This window comes from Chitinophaga sp. CB10, from assembly GCA_001870995.2.
Taxonomy (GTDB): domain Bacteria; phylum Bacteroidota; class Bacteroidia; order Chitinophagales; family Chitinophagaceae; genus Chitinophaga.
This window is the reverse complement of the sequence record MLAV02000004.1, coordinates 1-16,449: the sequence shown is the minus strand read 5'-3', so window position 1 is coordinate 16,449 and position 16,449 is coordinate 1. Positions and strand designations below refer to the sequence as shown.

At 51.8% G+C, this 16,449-nt stretch carries 10 protein-coding genes and 1 tRNA gene; 9 read left to right on the top strand and 2 right to left on the bottom strand.

Features of this window, described 5'->3' with window-relative positions:
• Positions 1–108 precede the first annotated feature (108 nt).
• Both BOC67_RS07385 and BOC67_RS07380 read right to left on the bottom strand, forming a co-directional pair.
• Positions 109–804, bottom strand: a complete 696-nt coding sequence (locus tag BOC67_RS07385; RefSeq protein ID WP_291908825.1) for a hypothetical protein — start codon at positions 802–804, stop codon at positions 109–111.
• 160 nt (positions 805–964) lie between these two features.
• A complete protein-coding gene (locus tag BOC67_RS07380) occupies positions 965–2,605 on the bottom strand; it encodes a peptide MFS transporter (protein ID WP_291908823.1) in 1,641 nt (546 codons plus the stop codon).
• Positions 2,606–2,923: 318 nt separating this feature from the next.
• Here BOC67_RS07380 and BOC67_RS07375 point away from each other — a divergent pair, with 318 nt between their 5' ends.
• From BOC67_RS07375 to BOC67_RS07335, 9 genes are all read left to right on the top strand, one after another.
• Positions 2,924–3,367 carry a hypothetical protein gene (locus BOC67_RS07375; RefSeq protein ID WP_291908821.1) on the top strand — a complete coding sequence of 148 codons (444 nt, stop codon included), beginning with the start codon at positions 2,924–2,926 and terminating at the stop codon, positions 3,365–3,367.
• A 202-nt stretch (positions 3,368–3,569) separates the two neighbouring features.
• On the top strand, positions 3,570–4,163 hold the full coding sequence (locus BOC67_RS07370; RefSeq protein WP_291908817.1) for an RNA polymerase sigma factor: 594 nt from the start codon (positions 3,570–3,572) through the stop codon (positions 4,161–4,163).
• A 66-nt stretch (positions 4,164–4,229) separates the two neighbouring features.
• Positions 4,230–5,429: a FecR family protein gene (locus BOC67_RS07365; RefSeq protein ID WP_291908814.1), complete on the top strand. Its 1,200-nt coding sequence runs from the start codon at positions 4,230–4,232 to the stop codon at positions 5,427–5,429.
• A 258-nt stretch (positions 5,430–5,687) separates the two neighbouring features.
• A complete protein-coding gene (locus BOC67_RS07360) occupies positions 5,688–8,936 on the top strand; it encodes a TonB-dependent receptor (protein ID WP_291908812.1) in 3,249 nt (1,082 codons plus the stop codon).
• A gap of 18 nt (positions 8,937–8,954) precedes the next feature.
• On the top strand, positions 8,955–10,541 hold the full coding sequence (locus BOC67_RS07355) for a RagB/SusD family nutrient uptake outer membrane protein (protein WP_291908809.1): 1,587 nt from the start codon (positions 8,955–8,957) through the stop codon (positions 10,539–10,541).
• A 15-nt stretch (positions 10,542–10,556) separates the two neighbouring features.
• Entirely contained in the window at positions 10,557–12,602 is a 2,046-nt protein-coding gene (locus BOC67_RS07350) for a glycoside hydrolase family 2 TIM barrel-domain containing protein (RefSeq protein WP_291908806.1), read from the top strand.
• Positions 12,603–12,669: 67 nt separating this feature from the next.
• A complete protein-coding gene (locus BOC67_RS07345) occupies positions 12,670–14,088 on the top strand; it encodes an alpha-L-fucosidase (RefSeq protein ID WP_291908803.1) in 1,419 nt (472 codons plus the stop codon).
• 108 nt (positions 14,089–14,196) lie between these two features.
• Positions 14,197–14,269 (top strand) — tRNA-Lys (locus BOC67_RS07340).
• Positions 14,270–14,501: 232 nt separating this feature from the next.
• Positions 14,502–16,337 (top strand): AIPR family protein, encoded by a 1,836-nt coding sequence (locus tag BOC67_RS07335; protein WP_291908799.1) that lies wholly within the window; start codon positions 14,502–14,504, stop codon positions 16,335–16,337.
• The last annotated feature ends 112 nt before the right edge of the window (positions 16,338–16,449 follow it).

Here is a 16,449-nt window from a genome sequence, read left to right as displayed (position 1 = left end):
GGCTCAACCAGTTTAATCAACTTCTCCAGGGACTCCTGCCAGCCGAGGTAGCATTGGCCGCCGAAGGAATGGCTGTTGCCGGTCGTAAAATTCTGGAATTTTCCCCGCTTACTGGCAGAACAGTAAATCGCCCGTATTCATTTTACCCACTACCTGGTCCGCATACGCCCGGCTGATCACAAACAGAAATCCCTTGTAGTGCGGGCGCTGCTTTTCCCCGCCGGCCACCGGCTTTTTATCCGCGTCTATCGTGATGCGCAGGGCGCCGTTATCGTTCTCGTAAATCTGGCAGTACTTGATGAGGCGGTCGCCTAACGTCCACGTATGTACGTCGAAGAAGGAGAGGAATTCCCCGGTGGACTTCACGGCCTGCCCGTATTTCTGATTCATAAACCGGACGAATGCCTCGCTCTGCGCATCGCTGACCTGCATCAGCGTACCGTTGACCACCATGAGCCGGCCGTCCAGCGCAGTCACAAAATTCGGTACGTTAAAGCCGAAGTCGCCGAAATACAACATCGTATCCCGGCGCGTATAGGACACCGCGCGGTATTCCAGCCATTTGGGGCGGCGTTCCTCCGGGTAGCCGGTATAGGCAGTATCCACCTGGATGGAAAGGGATTTAACGGTGTATAGTTCCGGGTGTTGATTATCCTGCACATCAGTTGGCAGCAGGGAGTGGATGTTGGTGGAAAGATCTATGGCTTCCAGTTGCAGCGGCGCCGCGTCCAGCGGGCGGATGCCGCGGTTGCAGCATGCCAGCGCCACCAGTGCTGCCAATATGGGTAAGTGCTTTCGTTTCATTTCAGGATGTTAAACCGTTCCCTAAGTTAGTCAGGCACGCGGGGTGAAAAACGCGTGGGTTTATATCCGTCAGCATCCAATGTATATTCGTTGCATTCCGGTAAAAATACAGCGGGAGATGCCCTGGCATCTCCCGCTAATCCTTATTGTACTTACTTTTTTACTTCACATATTCCCGGAAGATGCCGTTCAGCCAGCGCAGCATCAGGAAGATGACCGCGGCCGCGCCGCCCAGCAGCAAGCAGTTCACGAGGAAGTAATTGGCTTTGTTGTCATAGTTATCCCACAGCGTAGCAAGGATGCCGGAGAGCTTGTTGCCAATGGAAGTAGCGAGGAACCAGCCGCCCATCATCAGGGAGGTGATGCGGGCAGGGCTCAGCTTCGATACCAGGGAGAGCCCCATCGGGCTCAGGAATAATTCCCCGACGGTGATGACGCCGTAGCAGCCGATCAGCCACCAGGGCGAGGCTTTGATTTCCCCGTTGCTGCAGGCATATACCGCGCCCACCATCATGAGGGTGGAGGCCGCGGAGATCAGCAGCCCCCAGGCAATTTTGGAAGGCGTACTCGGCTCGCGTTTGCGCTTGCGCAACATGCCGAAGAACCATACGATCAGGGGCGTCAGCGTGATGACGAAAAACGGGTTGATGGACTGGAACAGCTCTGTGTTGAACAGGCTGACGGAGTTGCCTTCCGCCGGCATTTGCGCAGGAGCTACGTTTTTGAAGTAAGGGACCTTGTCCCAAACTTTCAGGGGCTTGCCCGCCTCGTCCCGGATGACGCGGAACTCCTTGTCGTACGCGGTAACGGAATCCGGCTTGTTCTGAATGGTTTCCACGAGGAAGAGCCGCTGCGCCGGCGCTTCAATGGCGGCCGGTATTTCACGGTCCGTATAATACTGTGCCCAGGTAGTCAGCGCGGTACCGTTTTGCTTGAATACCGCCCAGAAGACGATGGAGACGGCAAAGATGGAAAGCAGCGCGGCAATGGGTTTGCGATCCTTCGCATCCGCTTTCATCAACAGGGATACAAAGAAGAATAAGATCGGTATGCAGGCAAAGATGAATGCATCCGTAGAATCCGAACCGAAGATGTTACCGGGGATGAACCAGGCCCCAAGCCCCACCACGATAGCCGGGAGGAACACCACGGAAAAAATCCGGCTCATCGGCATATCGCCTTCCTGCATGGGTTTTCGTACATCCGCATGGCGGTAGTGCTTCATGCCTATCACAAAAATGATGACCCCGAGGAACATGCCGATGCCCGCGGCGATGAAGGCCGCGCCCCAGCCGATGGTATTGCGGAGGAATGCCGCGAAGAAGTTACAGATAAAGGCGCCGATGTTGATGCCCATGTAGAAGATGTTGTAGCCCGTATCCTTGCGGCTGCGGTACTGATCGTCGTTATATACATTGCCGAGCAGGGTGGAGATGTTGGGTTTAAAGAACCCGTTCCCGATGCAGATCAGGCCGAGGGAAAGGTAAAACACGGTGAGGTTATGTACCGATAACCCGATGTAACCGATGCCCATGAGAATGCCGCCGATGATGATGGATTTGCTGTAACCGAGCTTACGGTCGGCAATGATGCCGCCCAGGAAAGGCGTGAGATACACGAAAGCGATAAACGTCCCGAAGATATCCGCCGCGGTGGCGCGGTCCATTCCCCAGCCGCCTTTGGCGGTATCGGTCAGATAGAGCTGGAAAATACCGAGGATCAGATAAAAACCAAATCTCTCCCACATTTCGGAAAGGAAGAGGAACGGCAATGCCGCGGGATGACTACTAGACTTTTTCATACAGGTTAAATGATGTTTTGGCCACAGGTAATGCTATGGCGGCGCAACCGCCAAACCGCTAAAATAAGGGAAAGCGGTGAATGTGCGCACGCTTCGCCAGGTTTTATGGATGGATGGAGCGGTGAATGCCTCCCGGAAACCGCTTTTCAAATTATACTTTTTAATCACGTATATCCGCGCTGCGCCTGCGATGCAGCCCTTGCGTAGGGTCGAAAATGGTTTTGTTAAAATGGCGTGTATTTGTTACATTTAGTATAGATAGACCCACACGGTTAATCCCCCGGTAATAATGGTTTTTTATACACAAAAGTAGCCAGTATGAAGATCTTAGCTGTAATGCTGTTGGCATGTGCTTACATGCTCACTGGTTCCGCCCAAACCAAAAGCGATTGTATTCGCTGGGACCAGGTTGACTCCTTCGTTATTTACAACTGGCCGGCAGGGGGGAGCTTCAGCCTACTGCGCACGAAACTCGACAGCTTAACCGGCTATCCGCTGCCGGTGGAAATGCTCAAGGAAGTATTGCCCGGCACTTCCTGCGAGAAGAAGACTACCGGCTACCTCTGGAAAGGGTACCACCTGGGCAAGGTGATGCTGCGCTCCGGGGAACAGCGCCTGCTGCTGATCAGCACACAGGGGGAAATGCTGTATGAGCCGGATACCAAACGATTCTACGAAGTGCCGAATGACCAGGTCGGGAAAATGCACGAGGCGCTCGTGCAGGCGGTGCAGGGGAAAGCGCAGGTGGCCAGCAAGCTGTAAAAAGGCGCCGGTAACGGTAACGGCCATAGCAAACAGGTAAGCGGTAACCCCTCCGGATACAGCTACAAACGTATATTTTACACGTCCTACTCCCATTATACCATTTTCTTAATAATTGATGCTTTATTATCCTCACCCGGTAAAATGCGGATAATAGTTGTTATTTTTAGACCTCGGGGTCACACTTTATAAGGGTCACTGAATGAACTTAACTGAGGATAGGGAACTTTTTTCACGGATTGCCAGTGGGGACGAGGATGCTTTCCGTTTGCTGTATCACCGCTACAACGCAGTGCTGGCAAAGGGCGTGAAAAAATTGCTCCGTTCCGACGCTGCCGCCGCGGAAGTCTTGCAGGAAGTATTCCTGAAAGTATGGCTGCAGCGGGATGCCCTGCCAGGCATTGAAAATCCCGGCGGATGGCTCTATACCATCGCTTCCAACCTCTCCTTAAGCCAGCTGCGGCTGCAGGCGCGGGAAAAAGTCCGCACGGAGGACATCCCGGCCGATGATATCCAGGACAACCTGGACCTCTCCGAAAAATTTTACGCGAAAGAATTGCAAACCATCCTGCGGGATGCCATCGCTGCGTTGCCGGTATCGAGGCGGCAGATCTTCATGATGAGCATGCAGGAGGGGAAATCGCGCCGCGAAATAGCCGACGCCCTCGAAATTTCCGAGAACACCGTCAAAAACCAGTTACTCTCCGCCCGGCGTTTCGTCCGGGAATACCTCGAACAAAAGACCGGAAACCCGCTCCCGTTACTACTTATAGCCCTACTGCTGAAAGTTTTTTAAAAATTTTTTCAAAACGGATAGTACGGCAAAGCCGTTTTTGCGTCTAGCCGGTAAAAGCATTACGCAGTGGAGTCAACCGCCTATTACAAATACTTAATTAACCGCTACTACAACGGTACCGCCACCCCGGCGGAAACCGAAGAGCTGATGGCGGAGCTGCGTAAAAATGCCGACGATGCGCAATGGCAAGCGCTGATCGGGGAGATGTTTGCCGCGGAAGCTCCTGATCCGGCCTATGATCCGGCGCTGTACGAACCTGCCATTCAATCCATCCTCGACGCGGGCCGGGAGTTGCGCCACGATGCACCGGCGTCCGGGAGCAGCCGGCTAAGGTCCATCTGGCCACGGGTTGCCGCTGCCGCCGCCGTATTGCTGTTGCTGGGCGCAGGCGCCTGGTACCTCGCGCAACGGCCGGCGGAAAAGCGGGTTGCAACCATCGCCAAAGCGGACTACGATGTGAAGCCGGGCAAGCAAGGCGCTATCCTCACCCTGGACGATGGTACGGAAGTAGTGCTGGACAGCCTGCAAAACGGCGTGGTAACGAACCAGCAGGGGGCCACAGTCATCCTGCAAAACGGGCAGCTGGCCTACCAGGGCACGGGCAACGGGGTGAGTTACAATACCATGGCCACCCCCAAAGGCCGCAAGTTCCGCCTGCAACTGCCGGATGGTACGCTCGTTTGGATGAATGCCGCCAGCAAGCTGCGTTTCCCCACCGCCTTCACCGGTACGGACCGGACGGTGGAACTCAGCGGGGAAGCCTACTTCGAAGTGGCGCAGCAGCCCAACCGGCCTTTCCGCATCCGGCTCGCGGACGATACTTACATCGCTGTACTGGGCACCAGCTTCAATGTGAATGCCTACGCGGATGAAGCCAACATCAGCACCACACTGCTCCAGGGCGCGGTGAGGGTACAACGGAATAATATCGGACAGTTGTTGAAGCCGGGGCAGCAAATGCAGCTGGACCCCAGGGGGAACAACTTTACTATAGTGAACAATGTAGATACAGCTTCCGTCATGGCCTGGAAAAACGGCATCCTGAATTTCCAGGACAAAAAACTGACGGCCGTTATGCGATTGCTGGAACGATGGTATGACATAGAAGTCGTGTACCAGGGTACGCCGCCCGATGTTACCTTTTATGGGGAAATCGGCTGCGATGTAAACCTCTCCAGCGTGTTGAACTTCCTGCAGGAGTCAGGAATATATTTCAGTATGGAAAACAATAAATTGATAGTAGGAGCAAAAAAAGAAATGAAGTAAGCGTCAGCCAACAGGAACATGAAAAAAAATTCCCGGGGAAAATAAGTTTACCTGTAATTAAAAAGCGAAGGCGCTTCGAACCACCTTCGCCTCTATAACGGTTACGGCTAAACGTACAATTGAATGTAGAACAACTGTTTATTTATCATCAAGCCAAACCAGTACAAAGCTATGCAAAAAAATGCTCTTTGTAACCGGCAGCCCTATGCGCCTATGCGAGCGCCGGGCCGTCTGTTTCCAACCAAAATGTTGTTAGTTATGAAACTGACCTTCTTTTTAATCACGGCCGCTATACTCCATGCCAGTGCGGAAGGCTACGCACAACGCATCACCTGGGCCGGCAACAATGTGCCGGTGGAAAAGGTGTTTTCGGCTATCCGGCAGCAGTCGGGCTACACCATTGTAGCCAGCAGGGACGTGCTGCGGAACGCGCATCCGGTAACGCTCAACGTAAAGAATGCAGACATCAGGGACTTCCTGGATATGGTGATCAAAGACCAACCATTAAAATACACCATTGAGCAGCGGTCCATTTTTATCTCCCCAAAGCCTGTGGCGCTGCCAGCCGCTGCCAGCGCCGATCAGCAGGCCATCGATCTCAAAGGTAAGGTGACGGACGAAGCGGGGAACCCGTTGCCGGGAGTAACCGTGCGCGTAAAGGGTACGACCCAGGGCGCGACCACTGCTAATGACGGGACGTTCACGATACGCGTTTCCTCAGGCGCCACCGTGGTGTTGGCATTCTCCTACATGGGAATGCGCCCGGAGGAGGTCACCGTTAACAGCAGCAATAGATCTTCTCTCAACATCATATTAAAACCAGCCATAGAACAGCAGACGGAAGTGGTTGTAGTAGGTTACGGCACCAAAAAGAGAAGCGATGTGACGGGCTCTATTTCCTCCGTACCGAAGGACAGGCTGAAGAACCTGCCGGTGACGAACGTGCTGCAAGCCGTGCAGGGAGCGGCCGCCGGGGTGAACATCATCAACAACTCCACCCGCCCGGGCAGCAGCCCCGCCTTTTACCTCCGCGGGCTGAAATCCATTTCCGCGAGCAACGCGCCGCTGATAGTACTGGACGGTATCCCGTTCAGCGGCACTTACAACGATATTAACCCGAATGATATTGAGTCCATTGACATGCTCAAAGACGTGTCCGCCTCCGCCATCTACGGCGCCCGCGGCGCAAACGGCGTGATCATGATCACCACCAAAAGAGGGAAATCCGGCAAGCCGGTGATCACCTACAACGGCTATGGCGGCCCTGAATACCAGACGAACGTGGTGAAAAATATGAACGGGGACCAATACCGCGAAAAAAACCACTGGTACAATATCCAGGCGGGCCGCCCTACAGCGCCGGACCTGCCGTACCTCTCCGAGCAACAAAACTACGCCAACGGCGTAGCGCCGGTGGATTGGCAGAAGGAAATCAGCCAGCAGGGCTACATCCAGAGCCATGAGCTGAGCATCTCCGGCGGTACGGAAAGCGTGAAATACTACGTGTCCGGTACCTTCCTCAAACAGGAGGGAACATTGAAAGGCTACCAGTTCAACCGCTCCAGCATCCGCGCCAACATCGACGCAAACGTAACCTCCTGGCTGAAAACAGGGGTGAACATGTTTTTCGTGAATAATAATGAAGACGGTGGCCGCGTGTCCCTCTTCAATGCGAATGCCTTGAGTCCGTACGGTACGCTCTACAACGCAAAAGGGGATTATGAAATTTACCCGATTGCGCCGCAAACGCTCTACCAAAGCCCGCTCATAGAACTCTACAACCCGGCGATCAACCGCAATAAAAATATCAACGCCAGCGGTTACGCGGAAGTGGCCCCTGATTTTGTAAAAGGGCTGAAATACCGCGTGAATGCCTCCTACGGCTACAGGCCCCGGAGAACGGGCAGTTATATTGGCCGGAAGATGGGCGACAACCTCGGTACCGCCAACGTGTACAACGAAGAGAGCAAGCAGTGGATTGTGGAGAATGTGCTGAGCTATGCGAAAACGTTCGGTAAGCATGCGCTGGACTTCACGGCGTTGTACAGCGCCCAGCAGGATTTGCTGTTTACCACTACCTTAACGGCGAATACTTTCGTGAACGATAACCTGGACTACAATAACCTCGGCGCCGCGCAGGTACAGAAGACCTATAGCGCCGATTCTACCAGCACCCTGGTGTCCCAGATGTTCCGCGCGAACTATGTGTATGACAGTCGCTACCTGATCACGGCCACCGTCCGCCGGGATGGCTTCTCCGGCTTCGGCGCATCCCATAAATACGGCGTGTTTCCGTCAGTGGCGGTAGGCTGGAATATCCAGAACGAGCATTTCATGGCTGACCTGCCGGTATTCAACCAGCTGAAGCTCCGCGCTTCGTATGGCCGTTCGGGTAACCAGGCCGTAGGCGCGTATCAGACGCTCACCCGCCTGACGACGGAGCCTTACATCTTTGACGGGGTAACGAGCATGGGCCTGATCCCGGACAAGCTGGGCAATGCCAACCTGAAATGGGAAAGCACCACGGGGCTGAACGTAGGGATCGATTTTGCCATCCTCAACAACCGTTTGAGCGGCAGCATCGAAGGATATAGCACCAAGACCTACGACCTTTTGCTGAGCAGGAAAATCCCGTCCCTCTCCGGTTATAATACCATATTTGACAATATCGGCAAGACGGCAAACAAAGGGCTGGAAATTTTGCTGAACAGCAAAAATATTGTGGGCGATGGGTTTACCTGGTCCACTTCCTTTAATATTTCCTTCAACAAGAATAAAGTGGTAGCGCTGTATGGCGATAATAAGGACGATATCGGGAATAACCTCTTCATCGGCAGACCACTGTTAGGGATATACGATTATACCATGCTGGGCATCTGGCAGGAAGGAGAGGATAATAAGGTGGACCCCGGCACGAAGCCAGGTTATATCAAGTTTGCGGATATCAACAACGATGGTAAGATTGACGCCAACGACCGCTCTTATTTGGGTACGCAGTTGCCGAAATACATCGCGGGTCTGACGAATACGTTTGCCTACAAAAACTTTTCTTTGAATATTTTCATACAGGATGTGCATGGCTCCCTGCGCCCGAACAATATCCTCGATAACCGCGACCAGGGCGGTATTGTGAACCTGCCGGCAGATATCCCGTACTGGACGTCCGAGAACAAGATCAATACCAATCCGTCCCTGTTCTACAACAACCCGAGGGGGTATAAGTACGCGCAGGACGCATCCTACCTGCGTTTGAAGGATGTGACGCTGAGCTACCAGTTTAACAAGGATCTACTGTCCCGCTACAAGATCTCCAACCTGATGATGTACGTGAGTGGCCGCAACCTGGCTACCATTACGAAATGGAAAAACTGGGACCCTGAAACGTCCCCGTCGTCCATCACCTCCTCCAGCACCCGCCTGAACAACGGCCAGGGAACGGGGCAGCAGAGTTCCGACTTTTATCCGAACACGGCTACGGTGATTTTTGGCGTAAATATCAGTTTGTAAATTTTAAAAGATTCAGACATGAAGAACAGTCGTAAAATATATTCCATATTGCTGGCAGGGGTGATGACTACCTCGTTTGCTTCCTGCAGCAAATCCTTCCTGGATGAAAAGCTGAAATCCTCCTATGCGCCGGATAACACGCTGGTGGACGAGCTGGGCTTTGAAGCCGCCAGCACGGGTTTAATGAGCATCTTCCGTAACGATTACGGCAACACGCAGGGGCTGATGGCTACTTATTTTGTAGGTACGGACATGGCCATCACCGGCCAGCCCAACGCCGTCCAGGCGCCGTTCGACGATTACCGCAACCTGAACTCCTCCGTGACGGCCGCCAGCTCCATCTGGAACTGGTGTTATAAAGTGATCAACGCGGCGAACAATATTATTAAAGCGGCGGATAATAAAGCCGCCACGCTGACGGATGCGCAGCGGTTGTTGTATAAGGCGGAAGCGAGTTTCTTCCGGGCGTATGCCTACAATCACTTGTCCATTTTGTACGGAGGCGTGCCGCTGCTGACAGAGCCGGTAACCACGCCCCGCACGGATTACACCCGTGCTACAGAAGCGGATGTGATTGCCCTCATCATCAGCGATTTGAATTTCGCGGTGGCGAATCTGCCTGATCCGGCCGGTGTGAAAAAGCAGGGCCGCATTAATAAATACGCGGCGGCGCAACTGCTGGCGGAAGCGTATCTGCGTGCCAACAAGCCGGCGGAAGCGCAGCAGGCGGCGCAGAGCATTATCAACAGCCAGTTCTTTTCCCTGGTGAAAAACAGGTATGGCGCGAAGGTGAATCAGCCCGGCGATCCGTTCGCGGATATGTTTACCTATGGCAGCATGCGCCGCAGTCAGGGTAACACGGAAGCCATCTGGGTGGTGGAGCAGCAGTACAACATCACTGGCGGCGGCGCATCGTTTGACCAGCGCCGCAGGGAGTGGGGGCCGTTCTACATCAACATGGCCGGGATGAAACTGGCGGATTCGCTGGGAGGCCGCGGCATCGGCAGGATCCGCCCTACCAACTGGTGGACGTATGAGTTGTATGAGAAGAAGGACATGCGTAACTCCCAGTACAACATCCGCAGGAACTATTGGTACAACGATCCGGCGAGTCCGAAGTATGGCCAGCTGGTGGTAGCTACCGGCTTTGATACCATTCAGAATATTTACGCGCATACTACCAAGTGGTATGAGTTTCAGCCGAATGATCCGCAAGGTTCCAGCTCTTTTAAGGATAGAATAATGATGCGTTTGGGAGAGACTTACCTGCTCCTGGCGGAAGCGCAGTTTATGCAGGGCGACCTCGCAGGGGCTGCTGCCAGCATCAACGTGGTGCGCAACAGGGCCGGCGCTACGCCGGTAGACGCTGCCGCGGTGAACATGGACTACATCCTGGACGAGCGGGCCAGGGAGCTGACGGCGGAAGAGCTGAGAAGACTTACGCTTATCAGGACTAAAAAACTCATTGAGCGTACGAAGAAGTACAATCCAAAGGCAGGGCCTACGATCAGCGATTACAACATCCACCTGCCGATTCCGCAGTCGGAAATTGACGTGAACAAAGACGCGGAGCTGAAGCAGAACGAAGGGTACGCGACGAAATAACCAGTGAACATAACAATGAAGCGATTATTATTGACGAGTGCAGTCTGCCTCCTGGTTGCCGCTATGGCAAAGGGCCAGGAAGGCAGGCTGACCCGCCCTTTCAACGACGGGTGGCAGTTCCGGAAAGGGGGATATACAACTACTAACAGCGATAGCGGTTTTGCCGCCGTACGCATTCCGCATACCTGGAACAACAGGGATATGCAGGAAGGCAAAGATTTTTATGCAGGGGACGGATGTTATAAAAAAGTTTTCAGGGCAATGGATAACCTCGCGGGGAAACGGGTTTTCCTGCGTTTTGAAGGGGTGGGCTCCGTGGCGGACCTGTATGTGAACGGCCGCTATATAGGCCAGCACCGGGGATCCTACAGCGCGTTTTGCTTTGAGATTACCCATGAGCTGAAGGCCGGCGAGGACAACACTATCCTCCTGAAGGCGAACAACCAGCAGCGGGAAGATGTGTTGCCTATCAACAATTTCCTCTTCGGGATATTTGGCGGTATGTACCGCCCGGTGAGCCTGATTGTGACGAATGATATTAATATAACGACGACGGACTATGCCAGCCCGGGGATCTACATCCGGCAGTCGCTGCAAAACGGTAACGCGCTGATACGGGTGAAATCCAAGATAGAAAACAAGCAGCTGCATCATGTGCCGGTGGTGGTAAGAACGGAGATCCGCGACCGCGAGCGGCAGCTGGTGGCAAGCCAGGAGCAGCCGCTACAGGCGAGTCCGCAAGGGATAAACATAGTAGAGCAAACATTACAGCTACCGCAGCCGCATCTCTGGAACGGGTTAGCGGACCCTTACCTGTATGCCGTTACGACTACCGTGTTGAAAGAGGGGAAGGTGATGGATGCGGTGACGCAGCCCCTGGGGGTGCGAACGTTTGAAGTGGCGCCAGGCAAAGGGTTTTTCCTGAATGGGAAGGCGTACCCGATGCATGGGGTTACCCGGCACCAGGAGTGGCAGGACTATGGCAACGCGCTCAGCAACGAGCAGCACAAAGCGGACCTGGACGTGATCCGCGAGGTGGGCGCTACGACCATCCGCTTTGCTCATTACCAGCAGTCGGAGTACCTGTATGCGCAGTGCGATACGATGGGCTTTGTGATCTGGGCGGAGATCCCGTTTGTGAATGCGGCTTCCGGCAAGGAGGGCGATAACGCGAAGCAGCAGCTGACGGAGCTGATCCGTCAAAACTTTAACCATCCGGCCATTTATGTGTGGGGTATGCATAATGAAGTGTACAGCAAAACGCCGGATGAGCATGTGGCGGTACTGACCCGGCAGCTCAACGACCTGGCGAAAACCGAAGATCCGGATCGTTTAACCACTGCCGTTAGCGGCTATGGGGAGATGACGCGGCCGGCGAACCTGGCTACGGATATACAGGGTATGAACCGCTACTATGGCTGGTATGAAGGCCGGATAGGGGACCTGGAAAAATGGGTGAGCGGGTTGGAGAAGGACTTCCCGGATTATAAATTGATGCTGACGGAATACGGGGCGGATGGGAACATCAACCAGCATACGGATACCTTGTCCACCAAATTCAACCCGGTGAACGGGCAGTTTTTCCCTGAAACTTACCAGACGGCCACGCATGTACAGCAGTGGGCTATCATTGAAAAGCATCCTTACATTGCGGCGTCCTACCTGTGGAATATGTTTGAATTTGCCGTGCCGATGTGGAACCGCGGCGGCGTGAATGCCCGTAACCTGAAAGGGCTGGTAACGTACGACCGTACGCAGCGCAAGGACGCGTGGTATTGGTACAAGGCCAACTGGAATCCTGCGCCTATGGTGTATATTGCTGAACGGAGGAATAACATCCGCAGGAGCGGGGTGGTGAATGTGGAGGTGTTTAGCAACATGAGCGAGGTGACGCTGCGGGTGAATAAGGGGGCGGTGTTGAAAGGGCGCGCAGGAGTTAACGGCCGGGATTTCCGGTTTGATAAGGTGGCGTTGAAGCCGGGGAGGAATGTGATAACGGCGACGGGGGTGAGGGATGGAGAGGTTTTAAGGGATAGTGTTGTTTGGGAGTGTAGGAGGTAGGGAGTGATATGAGGGGGAAAGATTGGTGATACTATTTATCCGGGTGTATAAACTTTAAACGTGAATAATGAAGATTTGTAAATTATTAGGCGTATTGCTGCTGATGCAGCAGCTGGCCGCCGCACAGGTAAAAGACACTATCCCGTTGCAGCACGGGGCGCACCGCATCGGCAACAGAACGGACGCTGATATGCAGCGCTGGCGCGCGCTGCGCTTCGGGCAGTTTATCCACTGGGGCGTGTATGCGATCCCGGGAGGCATGTGGAATGGCAAAGTGTACAACGGCGCCGCGGAGTGGATCCGCAGCTGGAAGGAAATGCCACATGAAGCATACGACCAGTTGTACAAGCAGTTCAATCCTACCAAATACAACCCGGTGGAGTGGGCGCAGCAAGCCAGGGACATGGGCGCGAAGTATATGATCATTACTACCAAGCACCATGATGGTTTCTGCCTCTGGCCTAGTAAATACTCCAAATATACCATCGCCAGCACGCCTTACAAAAAGGATATAATTGGTCCGATGGTCGAGGCTTATAACAAAGCCGGTATTGATGCCTACCTGTATTTTTCCATCATCGACTGGAACCATCCGGACTGGCGCACGAGCCTGAAAACCGCCGCTGATTCCGCCGCTATGGGGCGCTTCAAAATATTCGTAAAAAACCAGCTGAGAGAGCTGTTGGAACGTTACCCAACGGTGAAAGGCTTCTGGTTTGACGGTACCTGGGACGAGTCCTGGAAAAATGACGGCGCGTTCACCGATGAATTGGAGCAGTACCTGCAAAAACTACACCCAGGGTTGATCATTGGAAGCCGGCTCCGCGCCGATGAAAAAGGCGCCCGCCACTTTGACTCCAACAACCGCCTCATGGGCGACTATGAACAAGGCTGGGAGCGTAAGCTGCCCAATACGATCGCCGACGTACATGGCAACGACTGGGAAGGGGTGATGACAGTGCCGGAGAACCAATGGGGCTACCACCAACAGTGGAACGGGCACGTGAAATCTGCTAATGAGATTATTGAGATGCTGGTGAAGTCCGCATCCCTCAATGGTAACTTCGTCCTCAACTTCGGTCCTAAGCCGGATGGAACGTTCCGCACGGAAGAGCAGGAGCTGATGCGTGGCATCGGCCGCTGGATGAAAGTAAATGGCGAAGCAGTGTATGGTACCGGATACGCTGGCCTGGATAAACAGGACTGGGGGTACTACACCCGGAAAACAGGGACGGATACGGTGTATATGGTGGTGTGCAATGTGCCGGTGAACGGGAATTTGCGGGTGAAGCTGCCGGCGGGAAGGTCGATTGGGAAGGCGTGGATGATGGAGCAGCCGGGTGTGGCAGTGCAGCCGGAAGTGATAGGCAGAGATGAGTATTTTATACCCGTGCCTTCACGCGTTTATACCTCGCCGTTGGTGATTGGCTTGAAGTTGGAGCAGCGGGAGAGAGGACAGGGAGGCTTTGAAAAAGCGAAGACGTAATAGGAGAGATTGGCCCGGGGCCTGAAGTTCCGGGCTGATTTTTGAAAAAAAATATTTGGAATTAGTGCGGGATTTTATATCTTCGCGACCCGCATTGATGGGAATGATGATTCCGTAGCTCAGTTGGTAGAGCAATACACTTTTAATGTATGGGCCCTGGGTTCGAGTCCCAGCGGGATCACAGGATGAATTAATGGAATACTGAAGCCACTTAGATCATTGGATTTAAGTGGCTTTTTTTACTCTTTACATGAGTCAGTATTGCAAAAGCAAAAGGTGTTAAACCCAAAAAATGGATTACTAAAAAACGATTTAAACGTTATGAACTTTGTGGTCACAAATATGAAGCTGTGGTCCCATTTGGATCGCCACGGATTTTTCTTGGCCATAATTATAACAAAATTCCAAATGCTATGACTAGACAAAGAACCAATGATGAGGAGATTTTAGCCCTACTTATAAAGGAAGAAAAAGCGCGCTTCTCCTCCCTATTAAGTGACAGCGAATTCTTTGAAATATTTGCCGCGCAGCAAGTTCTAAAAGACAGAGATCTGAGCGATAGCGAAATATTGGCCGGTAATATTGGAAAAGGAAATGATGGAGGTGTTGATGGTTTGTATTTCTTCATAAATGGAAAGCTTATACTTGATGATATTGCAAGTTATGATAGTTGGGTAAAGGATGTTAGTCTTGAAATATATATTATCCAAGCTAAGACCTCATCTGGTTTTGGGGAAGATGCTATCTATAAATTGATAAACGTGACTGATGATCTGTTTACTTTATCTAATAATCTGGATGATAAAAAATTTAAAAGGAGATATCATCCAAAGTTGTTAGAAATTGCAAAGCGGATCATTGATGGCTATAAACATTTGGTGACAAAAAAAGTAAATCTAAAGTTCCATTATGTATATGCTTCTCAGGGAAATAGGGTAGAAGATAACACTTTCGGTCTTACGCACAAAGTAGAGCAGAAGTTGAAAGCACTGTTTTCAAATGCCGCGTTCGAGTTTACTTTTTTAGGAGCAAAGGAACTCGCTCATATTGCAAGTAAGACGCCAAATAATAAAAAGGAAATTGAGTACATAGGTCAGGTTTTATATTCAACCGGTTCCAGTTGTGTCTGCCTGGTTAAGAACACCAATTTCTATCGCTTTTTAAGGGATGATTCAACCAATGAGATAAATAGACATATTTTTGAGGCGAATGTGAGGGATTATCAGGGCGATGTTGGCGTTAATAAAGAAATTCGAGATACTTTGGAGAATCCGGGTGAGGAAGACTTTTGGTGGTTGAACAATGGCATCACCATTTTGACCCCAAGCATGGTGCCCAAAGGAAATATTGCGCTTATTTTGGATACTCCTAAAATCGTCAACGGTTTACAAACCTCCAACGAAATTTATAATTATTATTCCTCAGTTTCAGAAAAGGAGCTAAACCGTGAGAGTCGATCTGTACTACTTCGGATTATTGTTTGCGCAGAAGATGATCCTAGGAGAGATAAGATAATTAAGGCGACCAACAGTCAGACGAAGATTCCAGCGTTAACGTTGAAGGCTACTGATCAAGTACATTGGAATATAGAAGCCTATCTCAAAGAAAGAGATCTATATTACGACCGTAGGAAAAATTTTTATAAGAACCAGGGTAAGCCTCAATCAAAAATTGTTAGTATAACGGAACTGGCCCAGGCAATGCTGGCTATCAGACTGGCTCGTCCCGATGACGCCAGAGCACGTCCCTCCAGTATTCTGACAGATCAAACTGACTATGAGCGCGTTTTCTCAGTAGCTATTCCTTTGTCGTTATATTATGCGGTGCTTCAAATTATGGAAAAAATTGAAGTATTCTTTGCGGCATCTACTTTAAGTGCGAATGAAAAGACGAACCTGCGTTACTACCTCGCGCTATATTCTGTATGCCTCTCACAGGAAGTAGCAATTCTGAATGATGAAGCTATACTTAAAGCGGCTAATAAATTGACAGAAAGCGATATTGCCGCTTCCTTGTCACGTATTAAACCTATCTATGAGCTTGCCGGAGGCGATGATAATGCCGCTAAAGGGACTGATTTTAGGGAAGCCATGGAGATGGATTTGCTAAAGAGATATATGCCCAAAGTCGCAAGAGCAAAAGCCAAGGCTGCAAAGAAATTTGAAAAGGATACCGGGGTTAAAAAAGGAAAGAAATCAAATCATAAAAAGGCTCAGATAAATAAGCAAGCAGCTAAAAAGGCTATGTAAGCTTCCCCTAAAACGGGAGTGTAAAATAAACTGTGTCAAGATTTAATTTACAATCGTAATTTCAGCCGCTCACCAAAAATAATTGATAATTGTGACACAGTCAAGCTCCAGT

Excerpts from the sequence above, each read along its gene's own strand:
- BOC67_RS07380 (WP_291908823.1), bottom strand. The coding sequence starts at position 2,605 with ATGAAAAAGTCTAGTAGTCATCCCGCGGCATTGCCGTTCCTCTTCCTT.
- BOC67_RS07360 (WP_291908812.1), top strand. The coding sequence starts at position 5,688 with ATGAAACTGACCTTCTTTTTAATCACGGCCGCTATACTCCATGCCAGT.
- BOC67_RS07385 (WP_291908825.1), bottom strand. The coding sequence starts at position 804 with ATGAAACGAAAGCACTTACCCATATTGGCAGCACTGGTGGCGCTGGCA.
- BOC67_RS07350 (WP_291908806.1), top strand. The coding sequence starts at position 10,557 with ATGAAGCGATTATTATTGACGAGTGCAGTCTGCCTCCTGGTTGCCGCT.
- BOC67_RS07370 (WP_291908817.1), top strand. The coding sequence starts at position 3,570 with ATGAACTTAACTGAGGATAGGGAACTTTTTTCACGGATTGCCAGTGGG.
- BOC67_RS07345 (WP_291908803.1), top strand. The coding sequence starts at position 12,670 with ATGAAGATTTGTAAATTATTAGGCGTATTGCTGCTGATGCAGCAGCTG.
- BOC67_RS07335 (WP_291908799.1), top strand. The coding sequence starts at position 14,502 with ATGACTAGACAAAGAACCAATGATGAGGAGATTTTAGCCCTACTTATA.
- BOC67_RS07375 (WP_291908821.1), top strand. The coding sequence starts at position 2,924 with ATGAAGATCTTAGCTGTAATGCTGTTGGCATGTGCTTACATGCTCACT.
- BOC67_RS07355 (WP_291908809.1), top strand. The coding sequence starts at position 8,955 with ATGAAGAACAGTCGTAAAATATATTCCATATTGCTGGCAGGGGTGATG.